Annotated in this window: 24 protein-coding genes and 1 pseudogene; 11 read left to right on the forward strand and 14 right to left on the reverse strand. The window is 62.3% G+C overall.

Features of this window, described 5'->3' with window-relative positions:
- The first annotated feature begins 5 nt into the window (after nucleotides 1-5).
- The 6 genes from I6L45_RS14175 (at nucleotide 6) to fliB (ending at nucleotide 4,763) form a co-directional block, all read left to right on the forward strand.
- Nucleotides 6-449: a flagellar protein FlaG gene (locus tag I6L45_RS14175; protein WP_254204328.1), complete on the forward strand. Its 444-nt coding sequence runs from the start codon at nucleotides 6-8 to the stop codon at nucleotides 447-449.
- 25 nt (nucleotides 450-474) lie between these two features.
- Nucleotides 475-1,860, forward strand: coding sequence for a flagellar filament capping protein FliD (fliD, locus tag I6L45_RS14180; protein WP_216984216.1), 1,386 nt, complete (start codon nucleotides 475-477; stop codon nucleotides 1,858-1,860).
- A 28-nt stretch (nucleotides 1,861-1,888) separates the two neighbouring features.
- On the forward strand, nucleotides 1,889-2,311 hold the full coding sequence (gene fliS, locus I6L45_RS14185; RefSeq protein ID WP_216982392.1) for a flagellar export chaperone FliS: 423 nt from the start codon (nucleotides 1,889-1,891) through the stop codon (nucleotides 2,309-2,311).
- On the forward strand, nucleotides 2,311-2,625 hold the full coding sequence (locus tag I6L45_RS14190; RefSeq protein ID WP_216982393.1) for a hypothetical protein: 315 nt from the start codon (nucleotides 2,311-2,313) through the stop codon (nucleotides 2,623-2,625). Before fliS ends, I6L45_RS14190 begins: the two co-directional genes overlap by 1 nt.
- Nucleotides 2,626-2,776: 151 nt before the next feature.
- Entirely contained in the window at nucleotides 2,777-3,436 is a 660-nt protein-coding gene (locus I6L45_RS14195; protein WP_216982394.1) for a hypothetical protein, read from the forward strand.
- Nucleotides 3,437-3,587: 151 nt separating this feature from the next.
- Nucleotides 3,588-4,763, forward strand: coding sequence for a flagellin lysine-N-methylase (gene fliB, locus I6L45_RS14200; protein ID WP_216982395.1), 1,176 nt, complete (start codon nucleotides 3,588-3,590; stop codon nucleotides 4,761-4,763).
- Between the two features lie 69 nt (nucleotides 4,764-4,832).
- Here the strand turns inward: fliB and I6L45_RS14205 are convergent, their stop codons facing one another.
- Genes I6L45_RS14205 through mtnN form a run of 3 tightly spaced genes read right to left on the reverse strand, consistent with a single transcriptional unit; the run spans nucleotide 4,833 to nucleotide 7,328 of the window.
- Entirely contained in the window at nucleotides 4,833-5,684 is an 852-nt protein-coding gene (locus tag I6L45_RS14205) for a cobalamin-binding protein (RefSeq protein ID WP_216982396.1), read from the reverse strand.
- Entirely contained in the window at nucleotides 5,677-6,576 is a 900-nt protein-coding gene (locus tag I6L45_RS14210) for a cobalamin biosynthesis protein (protein WP_216984217.1), read from the reverse strand. Before I6L45_RS14210 ends, I6L45_RS14205 begins: the two co-directional genes overlap by 8 nt.
- A 59-nt stretch (nucleotides 6,577-6,635) precedes the next feature.
- A complete protein-coding gene (gene mtnN, locus I6L45_RS14215) occupies nucleotides 6,636-7,328 on the reverse strand; it encodes a 5'-methylthioadenosine/S-adenosylhomocysteine nucleosidase (RefSeq protein WP_043156394.1) in 693 nt (230 codons plus the stop codon).
- A 46-nt stretch (nucleotides 7,329-7,374) separates the two neighbouring features.
- Here mtnN and I6L45_RS14220 point away from each other — a divergent pair, with 46 nt between their 5' ends.
- Nucleotides 7,375-7,530 carry a hypothetical protein gene (locus tag I6L45_RS14220; protein ID WP_216982397.1) on the forward strand — a complete coding sequence of 52 codons (156 nt, stop codon included), beginning with the start codon at nucleotides 7,375-7,377 and terminating at the stop codon, nucleotides 7,528-7,530.
- Nucleotides 7,531-7,558: 28 nt separating this feature from the next.
- Here the strand turns inward: I6L45_RS14220 and I6L45_RS14225 are convergent, their stop codons facing one another.
- On the reverse strand, nucleotides 7,559-8,488 hold the full coding sequence (locus I6L45_RS14225) for a ZIP family metal transporter (RefSeq protein ID WP_216984218.1): 930 nt from the start codon (nucleotides 8,486-8,488) through the stop codon (nucleotides 7,559-7,561).
- A 156-nt stretch (nucleotides 8,489-8,644) separates the two neighbouring features.
- Between I6L45_RS14225 and I6L45_RS14230 the strand changes: the two are divergent.
- Nucleotides 8,645-9,232 (forward strand): annotated as a pseudogene (locus I6L45_RS14230) (methyl-accepting chemotaxis protein); the annotation flags it as partial.
- A gap of 73 nt (nucleotides 9,233-9,305) precedes the next feature.
- On the opposite strand, the gene gloA reads toward I6L45_RS14230, so the two are convergent.
- The 8 genes from gloA to rsxA form a co-directional block, all read right to left on the reverse strand.
- On the reverse strand, nucleotides 9,306-9,719 hold the full coding sequence (gloA, locus tag I6L45_RS14235; RefSeq protein WP_216982398.1) for a lactoylglutathione lyase: 414 nt from the start codon (nucleotides 9,717-9,719) through the stop codon (nucleotides 9,306-9,308).
- A 95-nt stretch (nucleotides 9,720-9,814) separates the two neighbouring features.
- A complete protein-coding gene (gene nth, locus I6L45_RS14240) occupies nucleotides 9,815-10,456 on the reverse strand; it encodes an endonuclease III (protein WP_043761462.1) in 642 nt (213 codons plus the stop codon).
- Between the two features lie 14 nt (nucleotides 10,457-10,470).
- Nucleotides 10,471-11,229 (reverse strand): electron transport complex subunit E, encoded by a 759-nt coding sequence (locus I6L45_RS14245; protein ID WP_216982399.1) that lies wholly within the window; start codon nucleotides 11,227-11,229, stop codon nucleotides 10,471-10,473.
- A 16-nt stretch (nucleotides 11,230-11,245) separates the two neighbouring features.
- Entirely contained in the window at nucleotides 11,246-11,878 is a 633-nt protein-coding gene (gene rsxG, locus I6L45_RS14250) for an electron transport complex subunit RsxG (protein ID WP_043808852.1), read from the reverse strand.
- 34 nt (nucleotides 11,879-11,912) lie between these two features.
- Nucleotides 11,913-12,965, reverse strand: coding sequence for an electron transport complex subunit RsxD (gene rsxD, locus I6L45_RS14255; RefSeq protein WP_216982400.1), 1,053 nt, complete (start codon nucleotides 12,963-12,965; stop codon nucleotides 11,913-11,915).
- Nucleotides 12,966-12,968: 3 nt separating this feature from the next.
- Nucleotides 12,969-15,326: an electron transport complex subunit RsxC gene (gene rsxC / locus I6L45_RS14260; RefSeq protein ID WP_216982401.1), complete on the reverse strand. Its 2,358-nt coding sequence runs from the start codon at nucleotides 15,324-15,326 to the stop codon at nucleotides 12,969-12,971.
- Nucleotides 15,327-15,340: 14 nt separating this feature from the next.
- Nucleotides 15,341-15,907, reverse strand: coding sequence for an electron transport complex subunit RsxB (rsxB, locus tag I6L45_RS14265; RefSeq protein ID WP_043761413.1), 567 nt, complete (start codon nucleotides 15,905-15,907; stop codon nucleotides 15,341-15,343).
- Between the two features lie 4 nt (nucleotides 15,908-15,911).
- The gene (rsxA, locus tag I6L45_RS14270) at nucleotides 15,912-16,493 is read right to left on the reverse strand and encodes an electron transport complex subunit RsxA (protein WP_201957128.1); all 582 of its coding nucleotides are present in this window, start codon (nucleotides 16,491-16,493) and stop codon (nucleotides 15,912-15,914) included.
- 111 nt (nucleotides 16,494-16,604) lie between these two features.
- Between rsxA and I6L45_RS14275 the strand changes: the two genes are divergently transcribed.
- Nucleotides 16,605-17,501 (forward strand): DMT family transporter, encoded by an 897-nt coding sequence (locus I6L45_RS14275; RefSeq protein WP_134696079.1) that lies wholly within the window; start codon nucleotides 16,605-16,607, stop codon nucleotides 17,499-17,501.
- 57 nt (nucleotides 17,502-17,558) lie between these two features.
- A complete protein-coding gene (locus I6L45_RS14280) occupies nucleotides 17,559-17,756 on the forward strand; it encodes a hypothetical protein (RefSeq protein ID WP_202040978.1) in 198 nt (65 codons plus the stop codon).
- A 72-nt stretch (nucleotides 17,757-17,828) separates the two neighbouring features.
- Here the strand turns inward: I6L45_RS14280 and I6L45_RS14285 are convergent, their stop codons facing one another.
- Together I6L45_RS14285 and I6L45_RS14290 are read right to left on the reverse strand one after the other, a co-directional pair.
- Nucleotides 17,829-19,127, reverse strand: a complete 1,299-nt coding sequence (locus I6L45_RS14285) for a PAS domain-containing methyl-accepting chemotaxis protein (RefSeq protein WP_043761405.1) — start codon at nucleotides 19,125-19,127, stop codon at nucleotides 17,829-17,831.
- 486 nt (nucleotides 19,128-19,613) lie between these two features.
- Complete coding sequence (locus I6L45_RS14290) at nucleotides 19,614-19,910, reverse strand: DUF4124 domain-containing protein (protein ID WP_216982402.1); 297 nt, start codon at nucleotides 19,908-19,910, stop codon at nucleotides 19,614-19,616.
- A gap of 270 nt (nucleotides 19,911-20,180) precedes the next feature.
- Between I6L45_RS14290 and fabV the strand changes: the two genes are divergently transcribed.
- Entirely contained in the window at nucleotides 20,181-21,374 is a 1,194-nt protein-coding gene (gene fabV / locus I6L45_RS14295) for an enoyl-ACP reductase FabV (RefSeq protein ID WP_216982403.1), read from the forward strand.
- Nucleotides 21,375-21,506 lie beyond the last annotated feature (132 nt).

Raw genomic sequence — 21,506 nt, forward strand, 5'->3', positions numbered from 1 at the left:
GGCAGATGGCCAATGAACCCATCGTCATGGCTTCTACCTCGACGCTCACTTCCCATGGCGGCCCTCGGGCCGCCATGCCTGTTTCTGCGCCTGAGGAGCAAACCGTCGAGCAGGGAAGCGCCGACCTGGCAAACAAGACTGCGAAGGAAGAGCCTTCGAAGGCCACAGCGTCATCATCCAAGAATAATGATGAAACTGAAAAGCAGGCCCAAGAATTGCAGGAAAAATTGGCCAGCTTGGGCAAACTGAAGGGGTGGGCTATCCATTTCAGCCTGGTGCCCGAGTTTGATCGACCGGTGATCAAGGTAATCGATGCCGAGACCAAGCAGGTGATCCGCCAGATCCCGAGCGAGGAGATCCTCCAGATGAACAAGCGGCTACAGGAGATGGGGCAGAATCAGGGCGATGGTTCCGGCCTATCCGGGTTGCTGTTCGACGGTCAGGTATAGGTTTTTAACGAGATAAGAGGAGCATATTATGGCGATTACCTCCGCCGGGGCGGGGTCTGGCATCGATCTCGAGAGCGTGATCTCGGCGAGCGTGGCCGCCAGGAAGGCGCAGTTGCAGCAGCCCATCACCATCAAGCAGAACAGCACCAATATCACCTTGTCTGGCATAGGCCAGCTCAAGTCCTCCCTCTCTGCCTTCACCGATATCCTGGATACCTTGAGCAAGCCCGGCGCTTTCAACAAGCGAGCCATCAATATCACCCAGAGTAAAGATGACCCTGTGCTGGCAGTGGAGAGCAAGAGTGGCACCTCCAACGGTCAGTACAATATCACCGTCAACAAGTTGGCAACTTCTAGCCGCCAGGAGGGCATCTTTGACAGTTCGACGGCGGTGCTTGTTACCCAGGACGGCCAGCTGACCTTCAAGGCGGGGGACAAGGAGTTCACGGTCGATGTCAAGGCGGGGGATACCCTGCAAACTATCCGCAAGCGCATCAACAATGATGGCGACAACTTCGGGCTCAGTGCCAACATCGTCAATACCGCCGATGGCAAGGCGAAGCTTGTCATCGATTCTGGGGTCTCGGGAGATGGCAAGGATCTGGTCATCTCGGGCAGCACGACCGAGTTGCAGAATGAGTTCACAAATAAGATGGCACAGACGCAACAGGCCTCCAGCGCCAAGATCCTGGTGGATGGCAATGAACTCAAGAGCGATACCAATGTCTTCGATGACGTCATCCAGGATCTGAAGATCACCGTGCTGCGGCTCTCCGATACCGACAGCAATGGCGATCTCAAGTCCAACAAGGTGGATATCACTACCGACAAGACCTCTGTGCAGGAGACGGTACAGAAGTTTATCGATGGCTATAACGCCCTGCAGAGCAAGTTAACAAGCCTTGGCAAACGCAACAGCATCGTCGGCGGGGTGAGTCAGGACGATGGCGGTGCGCTGGCGGGGGACTCCACCACGCGGGCCATCAGCAACTTCATGTCCAATTTAATTACCACCCCCTCTGATACCAGTACCATCTATTCCACCATCTTCGAGATGGGCATCAAAATGGATAACAAGGGTCAGCTCTCCCTGGACAAAGAGAAGTTTGGCGAGGTGGTCGACAAGAACTTCGACCAGGTGGCGGGCCTGTTTGGCGGTGAGAATGGTCTGGCGGCCAAACTGACGACTGGCTTGAAGGAATATACCAAGACCGGTGGCCTGCTGGCGCAGCGTACAGATACCCTTAATGCGGATCTGCGCAGCCTGAGCCAGAAGCAGGCCACCACCAATGAACAGCTGGTTAAATATGAGGCGGCCCTGCGCGCCCAATACGGCAGTCTGGATGCTCTGCTTGTGAAAATGAATAATTCAGCGGCAGCGCTGTCTGCATTGCAAATAAGCAGTGATTGAGTGTGACGTTTTTTCGGGAATTGATGATATGTACCACAGAAATCTGAAAGCCTATAAGGCAACCAGTATTGAAGCGGATCTGGTGGTTGCGGATCCTCATCGCGTCATTCAACTGATGATGCAAGGGCTGCTGGAGAGTCTTGCACAGGCGAAGGGAGCCATAGAGCGCAAGGACATGGAGGAAAAGGCCAGGACCATCTCCAAGGCACAGGGGTTGGTGCATGGCCTTCAGGATGGGCTGGACATGACGCAGGGGCAGATCGCAGAGGATCTGTTTGCGCTCTATGCCTACATGGATGAGCGTATCTGGGAGGCCAGCGTGCGACGTGACGTTCAGCCTCTCGACGAGGTCATGACACTGATGGTGACGATCAAATCGGCTTGGGATCAAATCACCGACGCAGATAAGCAGCAGGGCTTTCAGCTAAGACAAGCCTCAGGGAGTGTGTAGTGGATGAGCTGAACGCTTATGGGGATGCCCTGACCAATAATATCGCGACACTGCAGCGATTGTTGGCGGGCCATCAATATGAAGAGGCCTTGACTTGTATGGATGAGCGCCTGACGATCATCGCGGCACTGACAGCATTGTCCCAGCAGAAGAAGCTGGCGCCAGCGGACATAGCTACCTTGATCAGAGATCAATTAGCAAAAGAGCAGGAGCTGAGAAGCCAGGTTGATATGTTCAAGAATGAGATCGCCATGCAGATAGTGGCCCTCGGCAGGGCCAACAAGGCAAAGTCTACCTATCATGGGAATAGGTAAGATCTAGATAGCCAAGGTTGTTTTTCGCTTGGTGTGATAGGTGTCACGAGCGGCAGTGATGGATTATCTCTCTTTTTACATTGTCGAGCGTTCACTTTGCTTTTCTGACATAAAGTGAACATGAGCCGTATGCAAGCGCTTAGGTCGTTATATGCCTTCATTTATTGTTGAGTTCTGGTCGAGTATTTTTGGCGTACTGGCAAAAGTTTCAGTATTTACCCTGGTAAGGAAACTGTTCCCCTCAGCCATCACTGCTCGATTTGTCGATTGCTGGGTGCTGAGTCACCTTGTCCTTTCCATGGTGGCAGTCGTGGTCGCTGTTTACTCACCCTATCCTGTGATGGGATATTTTTTTATGGGGTATGGTTTTCTTCGAACCTTTGAGATCGTCGTATACCAGACGAATGTCTTGTTATTCGATGAGTATCGGGTCGTAAAAGCAGGGGGGGAATACAGATTAGAGGGTTACCGTCGTATCGTATTGTTGCTACTGCACAATTACTTCGAAATCATACTTTGGTTGGCGTGCACCTATACGGTGATGGCCGCTGACTTTGATCACAAATGGCAGCCGGGAACGGGAACTGTCTTTGGTGGTATTTATAGCAGTTTTATCACGATGACATCATTTGGTGATTTCGACTTATTGCCAAAAAGCACTATGGCTGCCTCTGTACTGCTTTTTCACGCGACCGTTGGTCTCTTCATGACACTGCTAAGTCTGGCCAGATTTATTAGCTTGATACCTGCACCGAAGACACGTGATCTCGTAGAAATGAAACAAATGGAAAGTTCCAACGATAGCCAGTAACTAAGGGGGGAGTCAATAAGGATGTTAGCTCTGCCCTAATACCCATTAGGTGATGATTGCCTGTTATGTAGGCATGCACTTTGCGTCTTAATGAAACCTACGTTCTTGAAAGGGGTAGGTGAATCCGAATTATTTTCTTGAGGACACCGTCATGGCCCATACCCTGGTAACCCCCAGATACTACACGGACTTTCACTGTATCGGCGATCAATGTGAGGATAATTGCTGCCATGGATGGACGATATCCATCGACAAGAAGACCTATCGTCATTATGTCAGTCACCCGGATCAGCTGATTCAAAGCACTGCCAGGCAGCATATTGAGAAGGTGAAAAACTCAGACGCTCACTGGGGGACTATCCGCATGGATGAGTCTGGCGCCTGCCCCTTTCTGGATGGTGTCGGATTATGCAATGTACATAAGAAGATGGGGGCCGAGGCACTGAGTCACACCTGTAAGACCTACCCCAGGCAGTTGCGGCAATTTGGTACCCAGCACAGGCGAAGCCTGGTGCTCTCCTGCCCGGAGGTGAGCCGACAGGTGCTCTTGAATCCAGATGCCATGATGGTTGACGTTACCCCCTTCAAGGGGCAGGCCAAGACCTCCCCTGTTTCCAGTTCTCTCGACACGCTGCATTCATTGAGCATCGATGTGCTGCTTGCCGATGGTATGACGATTGAAGACAAGCTTTGGCTGATCGGTATGCTGGTACACAGGGACGAAAGCAAGGGGTCGCATCAGGCATTTATCGAACAATTGGCTCCCATGATCAATGATGGTCAGTTGAGCGCGGCTTTCTCTCAAATTCCGTTCATTGGTAAAGTTCAGTGGTGGGCCTTGCGTACTCTGACGCATCTGTTAATACAAAATCAGCAGCGTCGAGGGAGAGCAACGATAGTCCGCTGTCTGAATAAGATCAATCAGGTGTTAGAGGGGGAGTTTAATGAGGACAAGCTGCTGCTGATACACCAAAGCTGGCACCAGAAAGTAGTGCCCTTTTTAACGGAACGCCCCCATATTCAACAGAACTATCTGCTTTATCATGTCTACCATAATCAGTTTCCATCAGGATCAGGTACTCCCCAAATAGCGTACCAGCTTCTTATTGCAGATTATTTCCTGCTACGCAGTTATCTATCCTTGATTGCGATGGATGAGGCGCCACTCACCGAGCGGGATATCACGGATCTGTTTTATAGCTACCATACACTCCGCCAGCATAACGCAAAATTTGCGACTGTATTGGAGCAAGGGTTGCAGCAGTCAGGTCTGGCAAGTGATATCACCCTGTATGCCCTATTGAAAACGGGCAATGAGCGAGGTTGATGCCGCCCATATATAGCCTGATACGTTTTTTTTTGAGTAATTCGGTTGCGATTGTGTGCAAGGGTGATGTTACCCTCCGCTGCGGCTCTTGATCGCGCTAGCGCCGATCGCCTCGCATATCTGCTCCACCGCGTTGAGGGCGCGGGGGGTGAAGCGGTGCAGCTCGTCGGCGTTGATGAGGGCGAGACGGCGGTGCTTGACCGCATCCAGCATGGGCCACTGCCGCCAGTGGTCCAGCACCTTGGGATCCCGTCCGCCAGCCAGGATGAGCCCGGGGTTGGCCTTGATCACCTGCTCCAGTCCGACCTGGGGATAGGGCGTGGCCGCCTGCGCCATGATGTTGCGGGCCCCGCAGAGGGCGATGGCCTGGCCCGGCCAGGTCGAATCGTTGACGCTGGTGAGCGGCGGGTACCAGAGCTGGTAGAAGACGGAGACGGACTTGGGCTCGCCATAGCGCGACGCCAGGGTGTTCAGCCTGGCGAGATAGGCGTCGGCCTGCTCGTCGGCCTTCTGAGAGACGCCGAGGAGGCGCCCGAGGCTGCGCATCTCGGTGGCCAGGGAGGCAAAGTCGGTGGGCTCCGAATAGAAGACCGGGATGCCGAGCCGCTCGACCGGCGCCAGCATGCGAGCCTGGGCCGAGCGCCAGGCCACCACCAGATCCGGTTTCAGGGCCAGCAGGGCCTCGAGGTTGATGCTGCGATAGTTTGCCACGCGCGGCAGGGCCGCCACCTCGGCGGGATAATCGGAGGCATCGTCGGTGGCGACGATGCGATCCCCGGCGCCGATGTCATACAGCAGCTCGGTCAGATGGGGGGTGAGGCTGATGACGCGCTGTGGCGCAGGGGGCGTCGCGGCCAGCAGGGGGCCGCTCAGCAGGCAGAGCAGCAGGCAGAGTGCCCGCCAGTGCAAGGGATTAGCCATGGTGCAGTACCAGCAGGGTCAGGAGCAGCGCCAGGGCCAGCCAGCCCCAGCCCGCCAGCAGCAGACAGCGAAGCAGGCGCCGGGGCAGCGCGGCGTCGGGTTCGCAGCCTTCCCCCAGCACCGGGAAGCGCACCAGCTGGCCCCGATAGTAGCGCGGCCCGCCGAGCCGGCTGCCCGTGACCCGGGCCAGTAGGCTGAGCAGGCAACCCATGGCCGGATAGGGCCACTGCAGGGCCGGGCGCAGCGTGCTGCCAAGCTGGCGCAGCCGGGGCAGGCACAGGGGGAGCGCCAGCAACAGGGTCGCGGGGGCGCAGAGCCCCTGATAGAGCGCCGAAGCGGCGCGGCCGAAGTGGACGAACGCCGCTTGCTTGGGGCTCCAGGCCTGGTTCATCAGCTGGGCGAGGCGCCAGAGCAGGGCCCCCTGCACGCCAGCCAGGGCAAAGCCCAGCAAGGGACCGGCCCACTGGCCCACGAGGCGCACCACGCAGGTCTCGCCGATCGCCTTGTTCAGCCCCATCACCGACAGCTTGCCCGTCTCCCGCTGGAGCCAGGGGGTCGCCTGCAGCCGCGCCACGACCAGGCTCTCCTGGGTCGCCAGGGACTGGTTCGCCTGGGCGAGTTGACGCAGGGGCCTTGATTCGAGCATCAACAGCAGGAACAGGAGATCGAACAGGGGCTCCGACAGGGAGAGGTTGCGCACCGCCCAGAGCCCGGCGGCGCAGGGTACCCAGACCACCAGCAGGGCCAGCAGCCCCGCCTGGGCCTGCTGGCGGGGCGAGCCGTCGGGGCGATACACCTTCTGGCCGAGACGGGCCAGCAGGGGCACGGTGGCGCCAGGCCGAAAGCGGGCAGGCCAGGGCAGCACGGCTTCCAGCAGGGCGGCACCCACCATGATGGCCGCCGTCGTCGAGGCGAGGGCGGTCAACTGGGCATCCCAGGCGGGGGCGTCGATCACAGCTTGCCGAGCAGCGCGATGATCACTTCGGCGGAGTGCTGGCCCGCCACCTCGATGAAGGCATCGAAGGACTCTACCTGCTCCTTGCCGGCGATGTCGGACATGGCGCGCACCACCAGGTAGGGCACCTTGAACATGTGGCAGACCTGGCCGATGGCGGCCCCTTCCATCTCCACCGCCAGCATCTGCGGGAAGTCGGCGCGCGCTTTCGCGATGGCGTCCGGCTTGCACATGAACTGGTCACCGGTGCAGATGAGGCCGACCTTGGTCTGGTGCTTGCCCTGCTCGGCGATGCAGGTCTGGGCCAGGGCGATCAGTTTTTCATCGCAGGGGAAGGCGGCGGGCTGCTGGGCCATCTGGCCCATCTCGTAACCGAAGGCGGTCACGTCCACGTCGTGGAAGCGCATCTCGCTCGCGATGACCACGTCACCGATGTGCAGATCCTGGGCGAAGCCGCCGGCGGAGCCGGTGTTGATGACGCAGTCGGGGGCGAATTTCTCCAGCAGCAGGCTGGTGGCGACACTGGCGGCGACCTTGCCGATGCCGGAGCGGGTCAGGATCACCTCTTTACCGGCCAGGCGGCCCTGGTAGAACTCGCAGCCGCCCAGTTGCAGGGTGGTGGGCTCGCTCAGCTGGCTGCGCAGCAGGGCTACTTCCTGCTCCATGGCGCCGATAATACCTACTTTCATCATCTACCTCGTCTCGATGGCCGCTGGGCCGGAAAAGTTGGCGGGGATGATAACAAAACTTGGCGGTGGCGCCGAGCATTGCGAGGGGGGGGATAGGGGGGCAGGGATGGTACTCGACCAGAGCCGCCAACTCGCCCTTTTCCGCCAGCCGTTGCAGGGGGCGGGTGAACAGGGCCAGCGGCTCGGGGAACGATCCGTGTGAGAACAACGCGTGCACGGGGGCCGACCCGTTATCCCAGCGCGGTATCCAGCGTCATCATCAGGGCGAAGCCGACCATGAGGCCCAGAGTGGCGTGGGTCTGATGGCCATTGCGGTGGGTTTCGGGGATCACCTCGTGGGAGACCACGAACAGCATGGCGCCGGCGGCGAGCCCGAGCCCCACGGGGTAGGCGATGGCCATGCCGCTGGCGAGTCCCACCCCGAGCAGGGCTCCGAGGGGCTCCAGCAGGCCGCTGGCGATGGCCACCAGCACGGCGACCGAAGGGCGGAAACCGGCGGCGCACATGGCGAGCGCCACCGCCAGCCCTTCGGGAATGTCCTGCAGGGCGATGGCGGTGGTGAGCGGCAACCCCACCGTCATGTCCCCCTGGGAGAAGCTGACGCCGATGGCCATGCCCTCCGGCAGGTTGTGCAGGGCGATGGCGAACACGAACAGCCAGACCCGGGCGCAGCTCTCGTGGCCGGGGCCGCAGGGGCCCGTCTTGTCGTGCTCGTGGGGGGTGAACTGATCCAGCCCCAGCATCAGCAGCACCCCGAGGGTCATGCCGGTCACCACCACGGCGGCGGCGAGAAAGCCGTTGCCGGTGATCCCCTCGGCCGCCTCCAGGCCAGGCAGCAGCAGGGAGAAGGCGCTGGCGGCCAGCATCATGCCGGCCGCAAAGCCCAGCATGGCGTCTTCCACCCGCTGGGGGACGGCGCGCAGAAACAGGGCTGGCAGTGCGCCCAGCGCCGTGGCGGCAAAACCGGCGGCACCGCCGAGGAGGCCATAGCGCATGCCCGCCGTGATCTCGCCGGTCGCTAGCAGTCTGAGGCTCTGCAGCAGGAGCAGCAGGACGGCAGCCAGGGCGAGCAGCAGCCCCAGGGCGATGAGGGGACGGGCCTGGATCTGCTCGCGCAGTTGAACGGACCAGGAGGGACTGAGGGTCGATGCGTTGTCCATGGTGCCTCGGAATACGGTGATGGAGGAAGACGAGAGGGTCATTACATAACCTGGCCCCCCGTTTGTCCATGGCGTGGGGGCGATTGCGGCAATCGGCTCAAGTTCGTTGGCAATGTGGTCGCTCTGCTGACGGGCACCCCGCGCCGAGCCGCCTCGACCAGGTGCGCCGAGGAGATGGAGCAGGCGGGCACCCTGGTGGCCGAGCTGGCGCGCGAGTCGGCCCAGATCAACCTGGTGGTGGACGTGATCCGCGGCATTGCCGATCAGACCAACCTACTGGCGCTCAACGCCGCCATCGAGGCGGCTCGGGCCGGGGAGCAGGGCCGCGGCTTTGCGGTGGTGGCCGACGAGGTGCGCACCCTGGCGGGCCGCACCCAGGCCTCCACCGGCGAGATCGTCGCCATCATCGAGACCCTGCAGTCCCGTGCCAACCAGGCGAAGACGGTGACCGGCCAGAGCTGCGAGATGATCCGCCAGTGCGTGAGCCAGAGCGAGCGGACCGGCACGGGGATCCAGCAGATCGAGGAGGCGGTCGCCCAGATTGCCGACATGGCGATCCAGATCGCGAGCGCCTGTGGCGAGCAGGATGCAGTCTCCGATGAGCTGGGCCGCAACGTGGCGCGGATCAATGACTCCTCCAACGAGGTGGCGACCGGGGCGGATCACACCGCCCGCGCCTGCCTGGAGCTGAGCCAGCTGGCGGCGGGGCTGCACCGGACCATGGGGCGTTTCCGTCTGGCCTGAGGCCAGATTCAGCAACGAAAACGGGGCCAATGGCCCCGTTTTCTTGTCTCACCGCCTGGGCGGCAGAGCGTCTTCAGACGCTGGTGCCAAGGCCGGCGCCGGCATCTTTCTTGGCGATCAGCTCAATCTTGTAACCGTCCGGATCTTCGACGAAGGCGATGACGGTAGTGCCGCCCTTGACCGGGCCCGGCTCGCGGGTGATCTTGGCGCCGGCAGCGCGCAGGGCCTCGCAGGTGCCGTAGATGTCGTCCGCTTCCAGGGCGATGTGGCCGTAGGCCGATCCCAGGTCGTACTCGCTCACGCCCCAGTTGTAGGTGAGCTCGATGACGGTCTCATCCTTCTCGTCGCCGTAGCCGACGAAGGCCAGGGTGTACTTGTACTCGCTGTTCTCGCTCTTGCGCAGCAGTTTCATGCCCAGCACACGGGTGTAGAAGTCGATGGAACGTTGCAGATCGCCGACGCGCAACATGGTATGCAGAATTCTCATTGCTCAATTCTCCGGGTTGGTGATTGGTACTGCCTTGAATCCATGGCCCGAGGCCCGGGTCCGCAAATGTCTGCACGTCAGGCGCGCCTTGCGGATCAGCTCTCGGGATAGACCTTCTCTTTGTATTCGCACAAGTCTTCAATGATGCAGGAGCCACAGCGTGGCTTGCGGGCCAGGCAGGTGTAGCGCCCGTGCAGGATCAGCCAGTGGTGCACGTCCAGCTTGAACTCCGCCGGCACCACCTTGAGCAGCTTCTCCTCCACCAGATCCACGTTCTTGCCCACCGCGAAACCGGTGCGGTTCGACACCCGGAAGATATGGGTGTCGACGGCGATAGTGGGCCAGCCGAAGGCGGTGTTGAGCACCACGTTGGCGGTCTTGCGGCCAACCCCGGGCAGGGCCTCGAGGGCCTCGCGGTTCTCCGGTACCTCGCCGCCATGGCGCTCCAGCAGGATGGTGCAGGTCTTGATGACGTTCTCGGCCTTGGTGTTGAACAGGCCGATGGTCTTGATGTACTCCTTCACCCCGTCCACCCCGAGCGCCAGCATGGCCTGCGGGGTGTTGGCCACGGCGTAGAGCTTGTCGGTGGCCTTGTTGACGCTCACGTCGGTGGCCTGGGCCGAGAGCAGCACGGCGATGAGCAGCTCGAACGGCGTGGTGAAGTTGAGCTCTGTGGTGGGGTGCGGATTGTCGTCCCGCAGTCGCTCCAGGATCTGCCTGCGCTTCTGGTTGTTCATGACTCTCTCTTGTCTCAGAGCTGGGTGGCGCGGGCACCCGCGGCCGGCACGCTGCAGTGCGCCTTCTCGGTGCGCTGCTTGCGGCCCATCCAGTCGTTGATGGCATTCTTGCCGGCGATCATCAGGCCAAGGCCGATGAAACCGCCGGGGGGCAGGATCGCCAGCAACAGGCTGGCGTCGGCGTGGAACAGCTCGACGCGCAGGGACCTGGCCCAGTCCCCCAGCAGCAGCTCGGCACCGTCAAACAGGGTGCCCATGCCGATGATCTCGCGAAGGCCCCCCAGTACCAGCAGCACCAGGGTGAAACCCAGCCCCATCATGAAGCCGTCGATGGCGGCCAGCAGGGGCGGGTTCTTGGAGGCATAGGCCTCGGCCCGGCCGATGATGACGCAGTTGGTGACGATGAGGGCGATGAAGATGCCGAGCGCCTGATAGAGGCCGTAGGTATAGGCGTTCATCAAGAGCTGCACGCTGGTCACCAGGGCCGCGATGATCATCACGTAGACCGGGATGCGGATGTCTTTCGGCACCCAGTTGCGCACCAGAGAGACGGCCAGGTTGGAGCAGACCAGCACTGCCATGGTGGCAAGGCCGAGTCCCAGCGCGTTGGTGAAGGTGGAGGAGACCGCCAGGGTGGGGCAGAGCCCCAGCACCTGCACCAGGGACGGGTTGTTCTTCCACAGCCCCTGCAGCATCAGCTCCTTGAGCTCTTCGCGGCGGCCCTGGCTCTCGCTGACCGGGCTCTGCCCGTCAATCACGTCGACTTGTTCCATTGCTTGTGCTCCGGCGTTAGGGGGTGGGGTCACAGGAGGGGGCATCCCGCAGCAGCTCGGGGTGCTCCTGTTGCAGCCTCAGCAGATTTTTCACCGCCTTGACCACAGCCCGCGGGGTGATGGTGGCCCCGGTGAAGGCGTCGAACTCGCCGCCATCCTTCTTGACCGCCCAGGTGGCGTCGTTATCGGCGGTGAGGAACTTGCCGGCGAAGCTGTCTATCCAGTTGGACTTCTTCAGCTCGATCTTGTCCCCAAGGCCGGGAGTCTCCTTGTGGGTCAGCACCCGGACCGCGCTGACGGCGCCCTTGGCATCGGTGCCGACCACCAGACGAATGGCCCCACTGTAGCCGTCGGGGGCCACGGTTTCCAGTGCATAGCCGGTGTGCTCCCCCTTGAGGGTGGCGGTATAGAGCGGCATGGGTTGGTCGCTACCCAGATAGGCCGGGCTTCTGACCAGCTTGCAGCTGGCTACCAGATCGTTGTCATAGCTGCCCGGCGGCAACAGGGCCTCCAGGGTACGCAGCTTCTCCAGCTCCTGCTGGTGGGCGATGCGATCCCGGGTCAGCTCGTAGGTCAGCACCACCATGGCGGTACAACCGAGGGCGAACAGGGCCAGGGTCAGGCCGTTCTTGCGCATGCTCTTTAACATTGCATGGTTCCTGAGAGTGGGAGTGGCATCCGGATCATTTGCGGCGGGCCCCGTAGACTTTGGGCCGTGTCAGGCTGTCGATGAGGGGTACGCAGAGGTTGGCCAGCAGCACGGCGAAGGCGAAGGCATCCGGGTAGCCACCAAAGCGGCGGATGAGATAGACCAGCAGGCCGATGAGGGCACCATAGAACAGACGGCCTTTCGCCGTGGTGCTCGCACTCACCGGATCGGTGGCGATGAAGAAGGCGCCCAGCATGGTGGCCCCGCTGAACAGATGCAGCATGGGGGTGGCGGTGCTGTCCGGCGTGGCCAGATAGCCCAGGGTGGCACAGAGCAGCAGGGAGCCCAGCACGGCGGCCGGGATGCGCCAGTTGATCACCTTCTGCTGCAGCAGGAAGAGGCCCCCCAGCAAGTAGCCGAGGTTGACCCAGCTCCAGCCGATGCCGCCCCAGCCCTCGAACACCTTGTTGGTCATCACCTCGCTGGCGGTTAGCCCCTGGGTCAGCCCGGTCTTCAGGGTATCGAGCGGCGTGGCCATGGTCAGGCCGTCCACCCCCTGCTTGAGCTGGGCCATGCTGTAGCCGTCCAGGCTGAAGCCGGTGAAGATGACGGAGGCCGCATCGCCGAAGCCGATGTCATAGGCGGCGATGCCGGAGGCGGGTAACCAGCTCGTCATCTGGACCGGGAAGGAGACCAGCAGCAGCACATAGGCCACCATGGCGGGGTTGAACAGGTTCTGGCCGAGCCCGCCGTAGAGGTGCTTGGCGATGATGACGGCAAAGGCAGTGCCGATCACCAGCATCCACCAGGGCAGCAAGGGGGGCAGGGAGAGGCCGATCAGCACGGCGGTGAGCGCCGCGCTGCCGTCCAGCAGGGCGGGCTTGATGGCCCGGCCACGCAGTCTGAGCACCAGCGCCTCGCAGCCCAGCGCGGTGACCAGCGCCAGCAGGATCTGGATCAGGGTGCCCCAGCCAAAGAACCAGGTCTGCGCCAGGAAACCGGGCAGGCAGGCCAGGATCACCAGCACCATCAGGGTCTGGGTCTGTTTGCGGTTGTGGGCAAAGGGCGCACTCGCGATATTGAACATGGGTCAGTGGCTCTTGTCGGTCGAAGAGGAAGGGGAGGACGCCGCGGCCTCGGCGGCCAGCTTCTTGGCCTTGGCGCGGGCGATGGCGGCGGCGATGGCCGCCTTCTTGGGGTCGACCTCGGCGACGGGTTCGGCCACGCGCGGGGCGGTCTCTGTGTTGCTTTCTGCCTCGTTCACCGCGCCGTCACCGGCGGCCTGGGCGGCTTTTTTGGCCTTGGCGCGGGCGATGGCAGCGGCGATGGCCGCCTTCTTGGGATCGACCTCGGCGGCGGGTTCGGCCACGCTCGGGGCGGTCTCTGCGCTGTTTTCTGTCTCGCTCACCACGCCGTCACCGGTGGCCTGGGCGGCTTTCTTGGCCTTGGCGCGGGCGATGGCGGCGGCGATGGCCGCCTTCTTGGGATCGACCTCGGCGGCGGGCTCGGCCACGCTCGGGGCGGTCTCTGCGTTGCTTTCTGCCTCGCTCACCGCGCCGTCACCGACAGCCTGGGCAGCCTTTTTGGCCTTGGCGCGGGCGATGGCGGCGGCGATGGCCGCCTTCTTGGGATCGACCTCGGCGGCGGGCTCGGCCACGCTCGGGGCTGTCTCTGCGCTGCTTTCGGCCTCGCTCACCGCACCGTCACCGGTGGCCTGGGCAGCTTTCTTGGCCTTGGCGCGGGCGATGGCAGCGGCGATGGCCGCCTTCTTGGGATCGACCTCGGCAGCGGGTTCTGCACAGGGGGCGGCAGCCTCATCGGCCGCCTTGGCGGCACGGCGTGCCAGCGCCTCCTGCTTGCGTGCCTCGCGCGCCGCCGCCATGGCGGCGTTGTCCACCGGCGTCTCGGTGGCGGCGGCCTCCTGCTTGGCCTTGAGGCGGGCGAGGGCGGCGGCGACGGGATCTTCTCCCCCGGCTGCCGTCATGGCCTGACGGCGCTGGGCCGCGGCCTCGGCATGGCGCGCCTCGCGCGCCGCCTTGTCCCGCTCGAAGCGGGCCTGCTTGGCCTCGAAGCGCTGCTTGGCGCGCTCGGCCTTCTCGGCCTCGGCGCGGGCCTCGCGGATGTCGTCCTTGGCGATCTTGTAGTACTGCACCAGGGGGATCTCGCTCGGGCAGACCCAGGCGCAGGCCCCGCACTCGATGCAGTCGAACAGGTTGAGCTTCTCGGCCTTGTCGTATTCCTTGACCCGGCTGTACCAGTAGAGCTCCTGGGGCAGCAGGGTGGCCGGGCAGGCGTCGGCGCAGGCGCTGCAGCGGATGCAGGCCTGCTCGGGGCCGGGGGGGGGCAGCTCGGCGCGGGTGGGGGAGAGCAGGCAGTTGGTGGCCTTGACCACGGGCACCATGGCGTGGGGCAGGGTGAAGCCCATCATGGGCCCCCCCATGATGACCCGCTGATCCGCTTCCGGTTGCAGTTCGAAGCGCTGCAACAGCCAGCGTACCGGTGTGCCGAGGCGCACCCAGGCATTGCCGGGCTTCTTGAAGGCGTCGCCGGTGAGGGTGACGATGCGCTCGATGAGCGGCTCGCCGTCGATGATGGCACGCTTGATGGCGAACACGGTGGCGACGTTGAGCACCATGATACCCATGTCCACCGCGCGGCCGCCCTTGGCGACCTGGCGTCCGGTGAGCAGCTCTATGGTCTGCTTGGCACCGCCCGAGGGGTACTTGGTCGGCACCGACTTGACCAGCACATCGGCGTCGGTCGCGTGCCGGGTCAGGGCCGAGATGGCCGCGGGCTTGTTGTCTTCCACCCCGATCAGGGTGAGCTTCGGCTTGAGCAGGTGCTTGAGCACCCGGATGCCGTCCATGATCTCGTCGGCATACTCCTGCATCAGCCTGTCGTCGGTGGTGATGTAGGGCTCGCACTCCAGGCCGTTGACGATCAGGATCTCGGTGAGCTGGCCGCGGCCGTCGAGCTTGCTGTGGGTCGGAAAGACGGCGCCGCCGAGGCCGGCGATCCCCGCCTGCTGGATGCGCTCCAGCAGCTCGCCCCGCTCCAGGTTCCAGTAGTCCGGTTGGGGTTTGCGCTCGCCCCAGGCATCTTCGCCGTCCGGGGTGAGGATGATGCAGAGATCATCGAGACCGGAGGGGTGCGCCACCGTGTGCTGCTCGATGGCAGTGATGGTGCCGGAGGTGGAGGCGTGCACCGGCACGATGCGCCCCTTGTCAAAACGGGTGAGCGGCTGGCCTTTTTGTACCTTGTCTCCCACCTGTACCAGCAGTTCGCCGGCGGGACCCGCGTGCTGGCGCACCGGGATGATGAGCTGGGGAGGCAGGCCTGCGTCCACTACAGGGGTCAGGCTGGACTGGTGCTTGTTCTCGGGGGGATGAATGCCGCCGTGGAAATCCCAGAGGGTGCCGGCTTTGATGCGTTCGAGCAGATGCTGCATGGTTACTCCGCTGTTTATTCCACTATCTTGACCGGAATGGCGACCTTGGCCAGATCCCATTTCCAGTTGTCGACCGTGGTCGGCACCGGGATCATTTCAATACAGTCGGTCGGGCAGGGATCGACGCAGAGATCGCACCCCGTGCACTCGGCCGCGATGACGGTGTGCATCGCCTTGGTGGCGCCGAGGATGGCATCGACCGGGCAGGCCTGGATGCACTTGGTGCAACCGATGCACATGTCCTCGTGGATGAAGGCCACCTTCTTGACGGGGGTAGCCGCTTGCTCACCGCCGTCCAGGGGCTGGGGCTCGACCCCCATCAGATCCGCTATCTTGCGCATGGTGGCATCGCCACCGGGCACGCACTTGTTGATCTTGTCACCGTTGGCCACCGCCTCCGCATAGGGCTTGCAGCCCGGGTAGCCGCACTGGCCGCACTGGGTCTGGGGCAGCAGGGCATCGAGCTGATCGACGACGGGATCGGCCTGCACATGAAACTTGACGGCGGCAAAGCCAAGAATGATGCCGAAGGCCAGGGCCAGCAGGGCCAGCACCAGAATGGCAAAGAGTATGTGAGTCATAGCGCTATATCTTGATGAGGCCGGTAAAGCCCATGAAGGCCAGCGACATCAGGCCGGCGGTGACCATGGCGATGGAGACGCCGCGGAAGGGGGCCGGCACGTCGGCAGCCACCAGGCGCTCACGCATGGCGGCAAACAGGATCAGCACCAGGGAGAAGCCGCAGGCCGCCCCGAAACCGTAGATGATGCTCTGGATGAAGTTGTGGCGCTCGTTGATGCTGAGCAGCGCCACGCCGAGCACGGCGCAGTTGGTGGTGATGAGCGGCAGGAAGATGCCGAGCAGGCGATAGAGGGTCGGGCTGCTCTTGCGGATGACCATCTCGGTAAACTGCACCACCACGGCGATCACCAGGATGAAGCCCAGGGTGCGCAGGTAGGCGATCTCCAGCGGGATCAGGATGTAGTGCTCCATCAGGTAGGAGCAGGCACTGGCAAGGGTCATCACGAAGGTGGTGGCCAGTCCCATGCCGATGGCGGTTTCCAGCTTGCCAGAGACGCCCATGAAGGGGCAAAGGCCGAGAAACTTCACCAGCACGAAGTTGTTGATCAGCACTGTGCCGACCAGTAAAAGCAGGTACTCAGTCATTGACGATGGGTTATCCGGTGTGAAGGCGGCCACATTATCTGATGTTAGGTGCCTTTAGACAACCGCAAGGCCGTATGGTTATTATTCGAATGCCCAATTCATGGAGGCATTGTGCGCCCTTTACCCATCCTGACGCTGACCCTGGCCATGCTGCTCTGGTCCAGCTCCTTTATCGCTTTAAAACATGTGCTGGAAGTCTGGTCCTTCGGCCAGGTGCTCTTCATGCGGATGCTGGTGGCCTCGGGCTGCTGGCTGCTCTGCTACCGCCAGCTCGGCCGGGTTCAGTACCAGAAGGGGGACTGGCGCTGGCTGGCGCTGATGGGCGCGCTGGAGCCCTGCCTCTACTTCCTGCTGGAGGTCAATGCCCTGCGCTACACCAGCGCCGGTCAGGCCGGCATGGTCTGCGCGCTCCTGCCCCTGATGGTGGCCCTGGTGGCCTTCGTGCTGCTCAAAGAGCGGGTGAGCCGCCGCCAGCTCCTGGGATTTGCCATCGCCATCTTCGGCATCGCCCTGCTGGGGCTGGGGGAGGGGGCTGACGAGTTTGCCCCCAACGCCCTGCTCGGCAACAGCCTGGAGATGGGGGCCATGCTCTGCGCCGCCACCTACTCCGTGGTGTTCAAGAAGCTCTCCAGCCGCTACGGCGTGATGACGCTGACGGCGCTGCAGGCCTTCGTCGGCACCCTCTTCTTCGCCCCCTTCGCCTTCAGTGCGCCCTGGCCCGCGAGCTGGGCCTGGCAGGACATGGCAGTCATCGTCTTCCTCGGCGCCTTCGTGACGCTCGGGGCCTACCTGCTCTACAACTGGTCGGTGACCCAGGTGAAGGTGACCCTGGCGGCGGCCTATGTGAACCTCATTCCCGTCTTTACCCTGTTGCTCGCCTATCTGCTGCTGGGTGAAACCCTGACGCCGCTGCAATGGCTCGCCTGCGCCGCCGTGCTGGCCGGCATCGCCGTGGGTCAGCTGCCGTCCGGCAGGAAGCGGGCGGAGGCGGTCGCCACCGGGGGATGAGTCGCCGCCACTGGGCTACAGTCTGGACAGGAACCCCTGACGAGAAAGGAGCCAATGATGAGCGACATGCATTTGCTGGACGAAGCGCAGAGGCTGCTGAGCCACCACCCCTTTACCCTGGCCGATGCCCAGGCGCTGGAGGCGCTGGAAGAGGAGGCCGTGGGGGAGGAGGGGCTCTGCATCGCCGAGCTGTGGGAGGCGGCCCTCGGCCAGGCCGACGAGGAGGCCAGACACTATCTCCTCGGGGATGGCTGAGCCGGTTTGCGGTTCTACGGATAGCAATGACAACGGGGGGGCTGGCCCCCCGTTGTCATTGGCGGCTTTCGCTCAGATGGAGAGGCTCTTGACGGTGTCCGAGACCGAGTTGGCGTCCTCGATGATCTCCTTGATGACGTTGGCGATGATGTTGGCCTGATCCTGCCCGGCCACCGCCTTGTCGGAGACGACGGAGACGGTCTGGGTGATCTTGGAGGTGATCTCCGAGTTGTGCTTGATGACGGAGACGATCTCGTTGGTGGAGCTGGAGGTCCGCGCCGCCAGCTGCCTCACCTCGTCCGCCACCACCGCAAAGCCGCGGCCCTGCTCGCCGGCCCGGGCCGCCTCGATGGCGGCGTTGAGGGCCAGCAGGTTGGTCTGATCCGCGATGCCGCTGATGGTGGAGATGATGGACTCGATGCTCCGGGATTGCTGGTTGAGCTGCTCTATCTGCTTGCTGACCGTGTTGACCGAGAGGTTGATGTGGGAGGAGGTTTCCAGCACCCGGTCGATCACCTCCCGCCCCTTGGCGGCGCTCGCGACTGTCTCGCTGGCAATGGCGCAGGCCTTGTGGGCCGCCTCCCGGGTGGAGATGGATTTTTCCACCCGCTCCGTGATGTCGCTGGCCAGCTTGATGATTTTTACCACCTTGCCCTCGTGGTTGAAGATGGGGTTGTAGGTGGCCTCCAGCCAGATTTTCTCTCCGCGGTGACCCAGGCGCATGAAGAGCCCGGACTTGATGTCCCCCGAGCCGAGATCGTGCCAGAAGTTGGGATTTTTCTGGTAGAACTCGGGATCGCAGAAGAGGCGATGATGCTTGCCGACCACTTCGTCCAGCCGGTAGCCGAAGCAGTTGAGGAAGTTCTGGTTGGCGGTGATGACGGTGCCATCGGGGTGGAAGTCGATGACCGCCAGTGACTTGTCGAGGGCCGCGAGCAGAGCCTGGGTGCGCTCCAGGGTGGATTGCTGCTGGGTAACGTCCGAGGCGACCTTGGCGATCCGCTCCACCTTGCCGTCGATGACGATGGGGAAATAGGTGGCCTCCAGCCAGATGGCCTTGCCCGATTTTGACTGGCGAATGAAGCGGCCATTGCGGGAGACGCCACCCCGCAGATCCTGCCACAGCCCTTCGTATTCGCGGGTCTTGACGTCTTCCGGGAAACAGAGCGTGCTGTGGTGCCTGCCGATCACCTCTTCACGGGTGAATCCCACGATGTCCAGGAAGAGGTCGTTGACGAAGGTGACCATGCCCGCCGGGGTGAACTGGATGAAGGGCACCCGGGACTGGATGGCCTGCTCGAACGCTCCCAGTTCCACCATCCTCGCCGCTTGCTCGCTGACTTCCTTGCTTGCTTTTTGATTCCAGAACATAACGGAGCTCCTCCATGAGATCCTTGGGTATGTGACGACGGTCATTTGAGCTCATTAACAATAGCGGCAATTTTTGACAAAGCTGAACGGCCCGGCCACGAAACTTCGTTGTTTTTGCTGCTGAATTCCAGATTAATTAACCAATGCCCCCGATTTTCATCAAAACCTCATTCGAGTGGTTATCAAACGGATCTTTTTGTGGCGCAGTCCATCTCATGCTGACTGACACTTGGCCAGGCCGCATCAGGAGAGGAATTTCCGCTGAGAAGGCGCCATACGGGCCAGTCTACCGTGGCGCTGCCGATAATGCGGTGTCTTATGGGTCTTTGTAGGCGAGGGGCGCCTGACAGACAGAGTGGCAGCGAGGAGAGGGGCTGCCGCTCGTCTGTGTTCTGTGTGTTCAGCCGGATTTCCTCGGATGGGCCCTGCGGTGGGCGGGAGAGCGGTGTCTGTGGCGGGGCTCGGGGCCCAGGTTGTTTTCCTCACCTACTTCTGAAGCTGGCCCGCCCGCCGCTCTTCCTCTTTCCTGGCGGCCTCCTGCTCGCGCTGCTTCAGGCTGTTGGCCAGGCTCTCCTCAATGTCCCGGGTCTGCTTGATGGCCTTTTCCACCTCTTCGGGCGGGGGAGTATAGATGTGGAGCGGCAGGGGCTTGGCGTCGCTGCTGCAGGGGATGTCGCTGAAGGTGATGCGGCCATTGCGGGAACATTGATAGACGTCGGCCCGGGCAACGGGGGGGGCGGTGATCACCAGGCAGACGAGAGAGATGACCAGGGTGCGTGACATAGACTCCTCCTTGAATCCTCCCTTTGCACACTAGTACATGGCGTCGGGTCAGACAATGGCGCCGTCCCTCGCAAGGCGAGCGGTCAGGGCAGCGGCGTTCCGGCTAATCCGCACGGGGTCATCCCCTGTGCAGGGGGTAGCCAGTTGTCGTGCAAAACGGCGGATCTCGGCCTATTTTCCCCGCCGTTCAACACATCAGAGCACCATAGCGGGCCACAATGAGGTATCTTATGCCCCGATTTCATCCATTTAACGGATCCGAGACCCCATATGATCATCAAACCCAAGGTTCGCGGTTTTATCTGCACCACCACTCATCCGGTCGGTTGTGAAGCCAATGTTCGTCGCCAGATCGCTTATACAAAAGCCAAGGGCGCCATCGAGAATGGCCCCAAGAAGGTGCTGGTGATCGGCGCTTCCACCGGTTATGGCCTGGCCTCCCGCATTGCCGCCGCCTTCGGTAGCGGTGCCGCCACCATCGGTGTCTTCTTCGAAAAAGCGGGCAGCGAGACCAAGACGGCCACCGCCGGCTGGTACAACTCCGCCGCCTTTGACAAGGCCGCCAAAGAGGCGGGTCTCTACGCCAAGAGCGTCAACGGCGATGCCTTCTCCCACGAGTGCCGCGCCAAGGTGATCGAGCTTATCAAGCAGGATCTGGGGCAGATCGACCTGGTGGTCTACTCCCTGGCCTCCCCGGTGCGCAAGCTGCCGGACACCGGCGAAGTGGTGCGCTCCGCCCTGAAACCCATCGGCGAGGTCTACACCTCCACCGCCATCGACACCAACAAGGATCAGATCATTACCGCCACCGTCGAGCCGGCGAACGAGGAAGAGATCCAGAGCACCATCACCGTCATGGGCGGTCAGGACTGGGAGCTGTGGATGGCGGCCCTGCGCGATGCGGGCGTGCTGGCTGACGGCGCCAAGTCCGTGGCCTACTCCTACATCGGTACCGATCTGACCTGGCCCATCTACTGGCATGGTACCCTGGGCCGCGCCAAGGAAGATCTGGACCGCGCCGCCACCGCCATCCGTGGCGATCTGGCTGCCAAGGGCGGCACCGCCCACGTGGCCGTGCTCAAATCCGTGGTGACCCAGGCCTCCAGCGCCATTCCGGTGATGCCGCTCTACATCTCCATGGCGTTCAAGATCATGAAGGAGAAGGGCATTCACGAGGGCTGCATGGAGCAGGTGGACCGCATGATGCGCACCCGTCTGTACGGCGCCTCCCTGGCGCTGGACGAGCAGGCCCGTATCCGCATGGATGACTGGGAACTGCGTGACGACGTGCAGCAGACCTGCCGCGATCTGTGGCCCTCCATCACCACCGAGAACCTCTGTGAACTGACCGACTACACCGGCTACAAGCAGGAGTTCCTGAGCCTGTTCGGCTTCGGTCTGGACGAGGTGGACTATGATGCGGACGTGAACCCGGACGTGCAGTTCGACGTGGTCGAGCTGTAAGCCGGTTGTCAGTGCAGACAGGGCCCCGCGGGGCCCTGTTTTTTTGGCAAGCATTTCTCTGATGACAGAATTTTATTATCCGCGATCACCTTATTTCCATATCAAACCCGCTAGGCTTGCGCAGTCTGGATA

The organism is Aeromonas sp. FDAARGOS 1415, from assembly GCF_019048365.1.
Lineage (GTDB): Bacteria > Pseudomonadota > Gammaproteobacteria > Enterobacterales > Aeromonadaceae > Aeromonas > Aeromonas taiwanensis.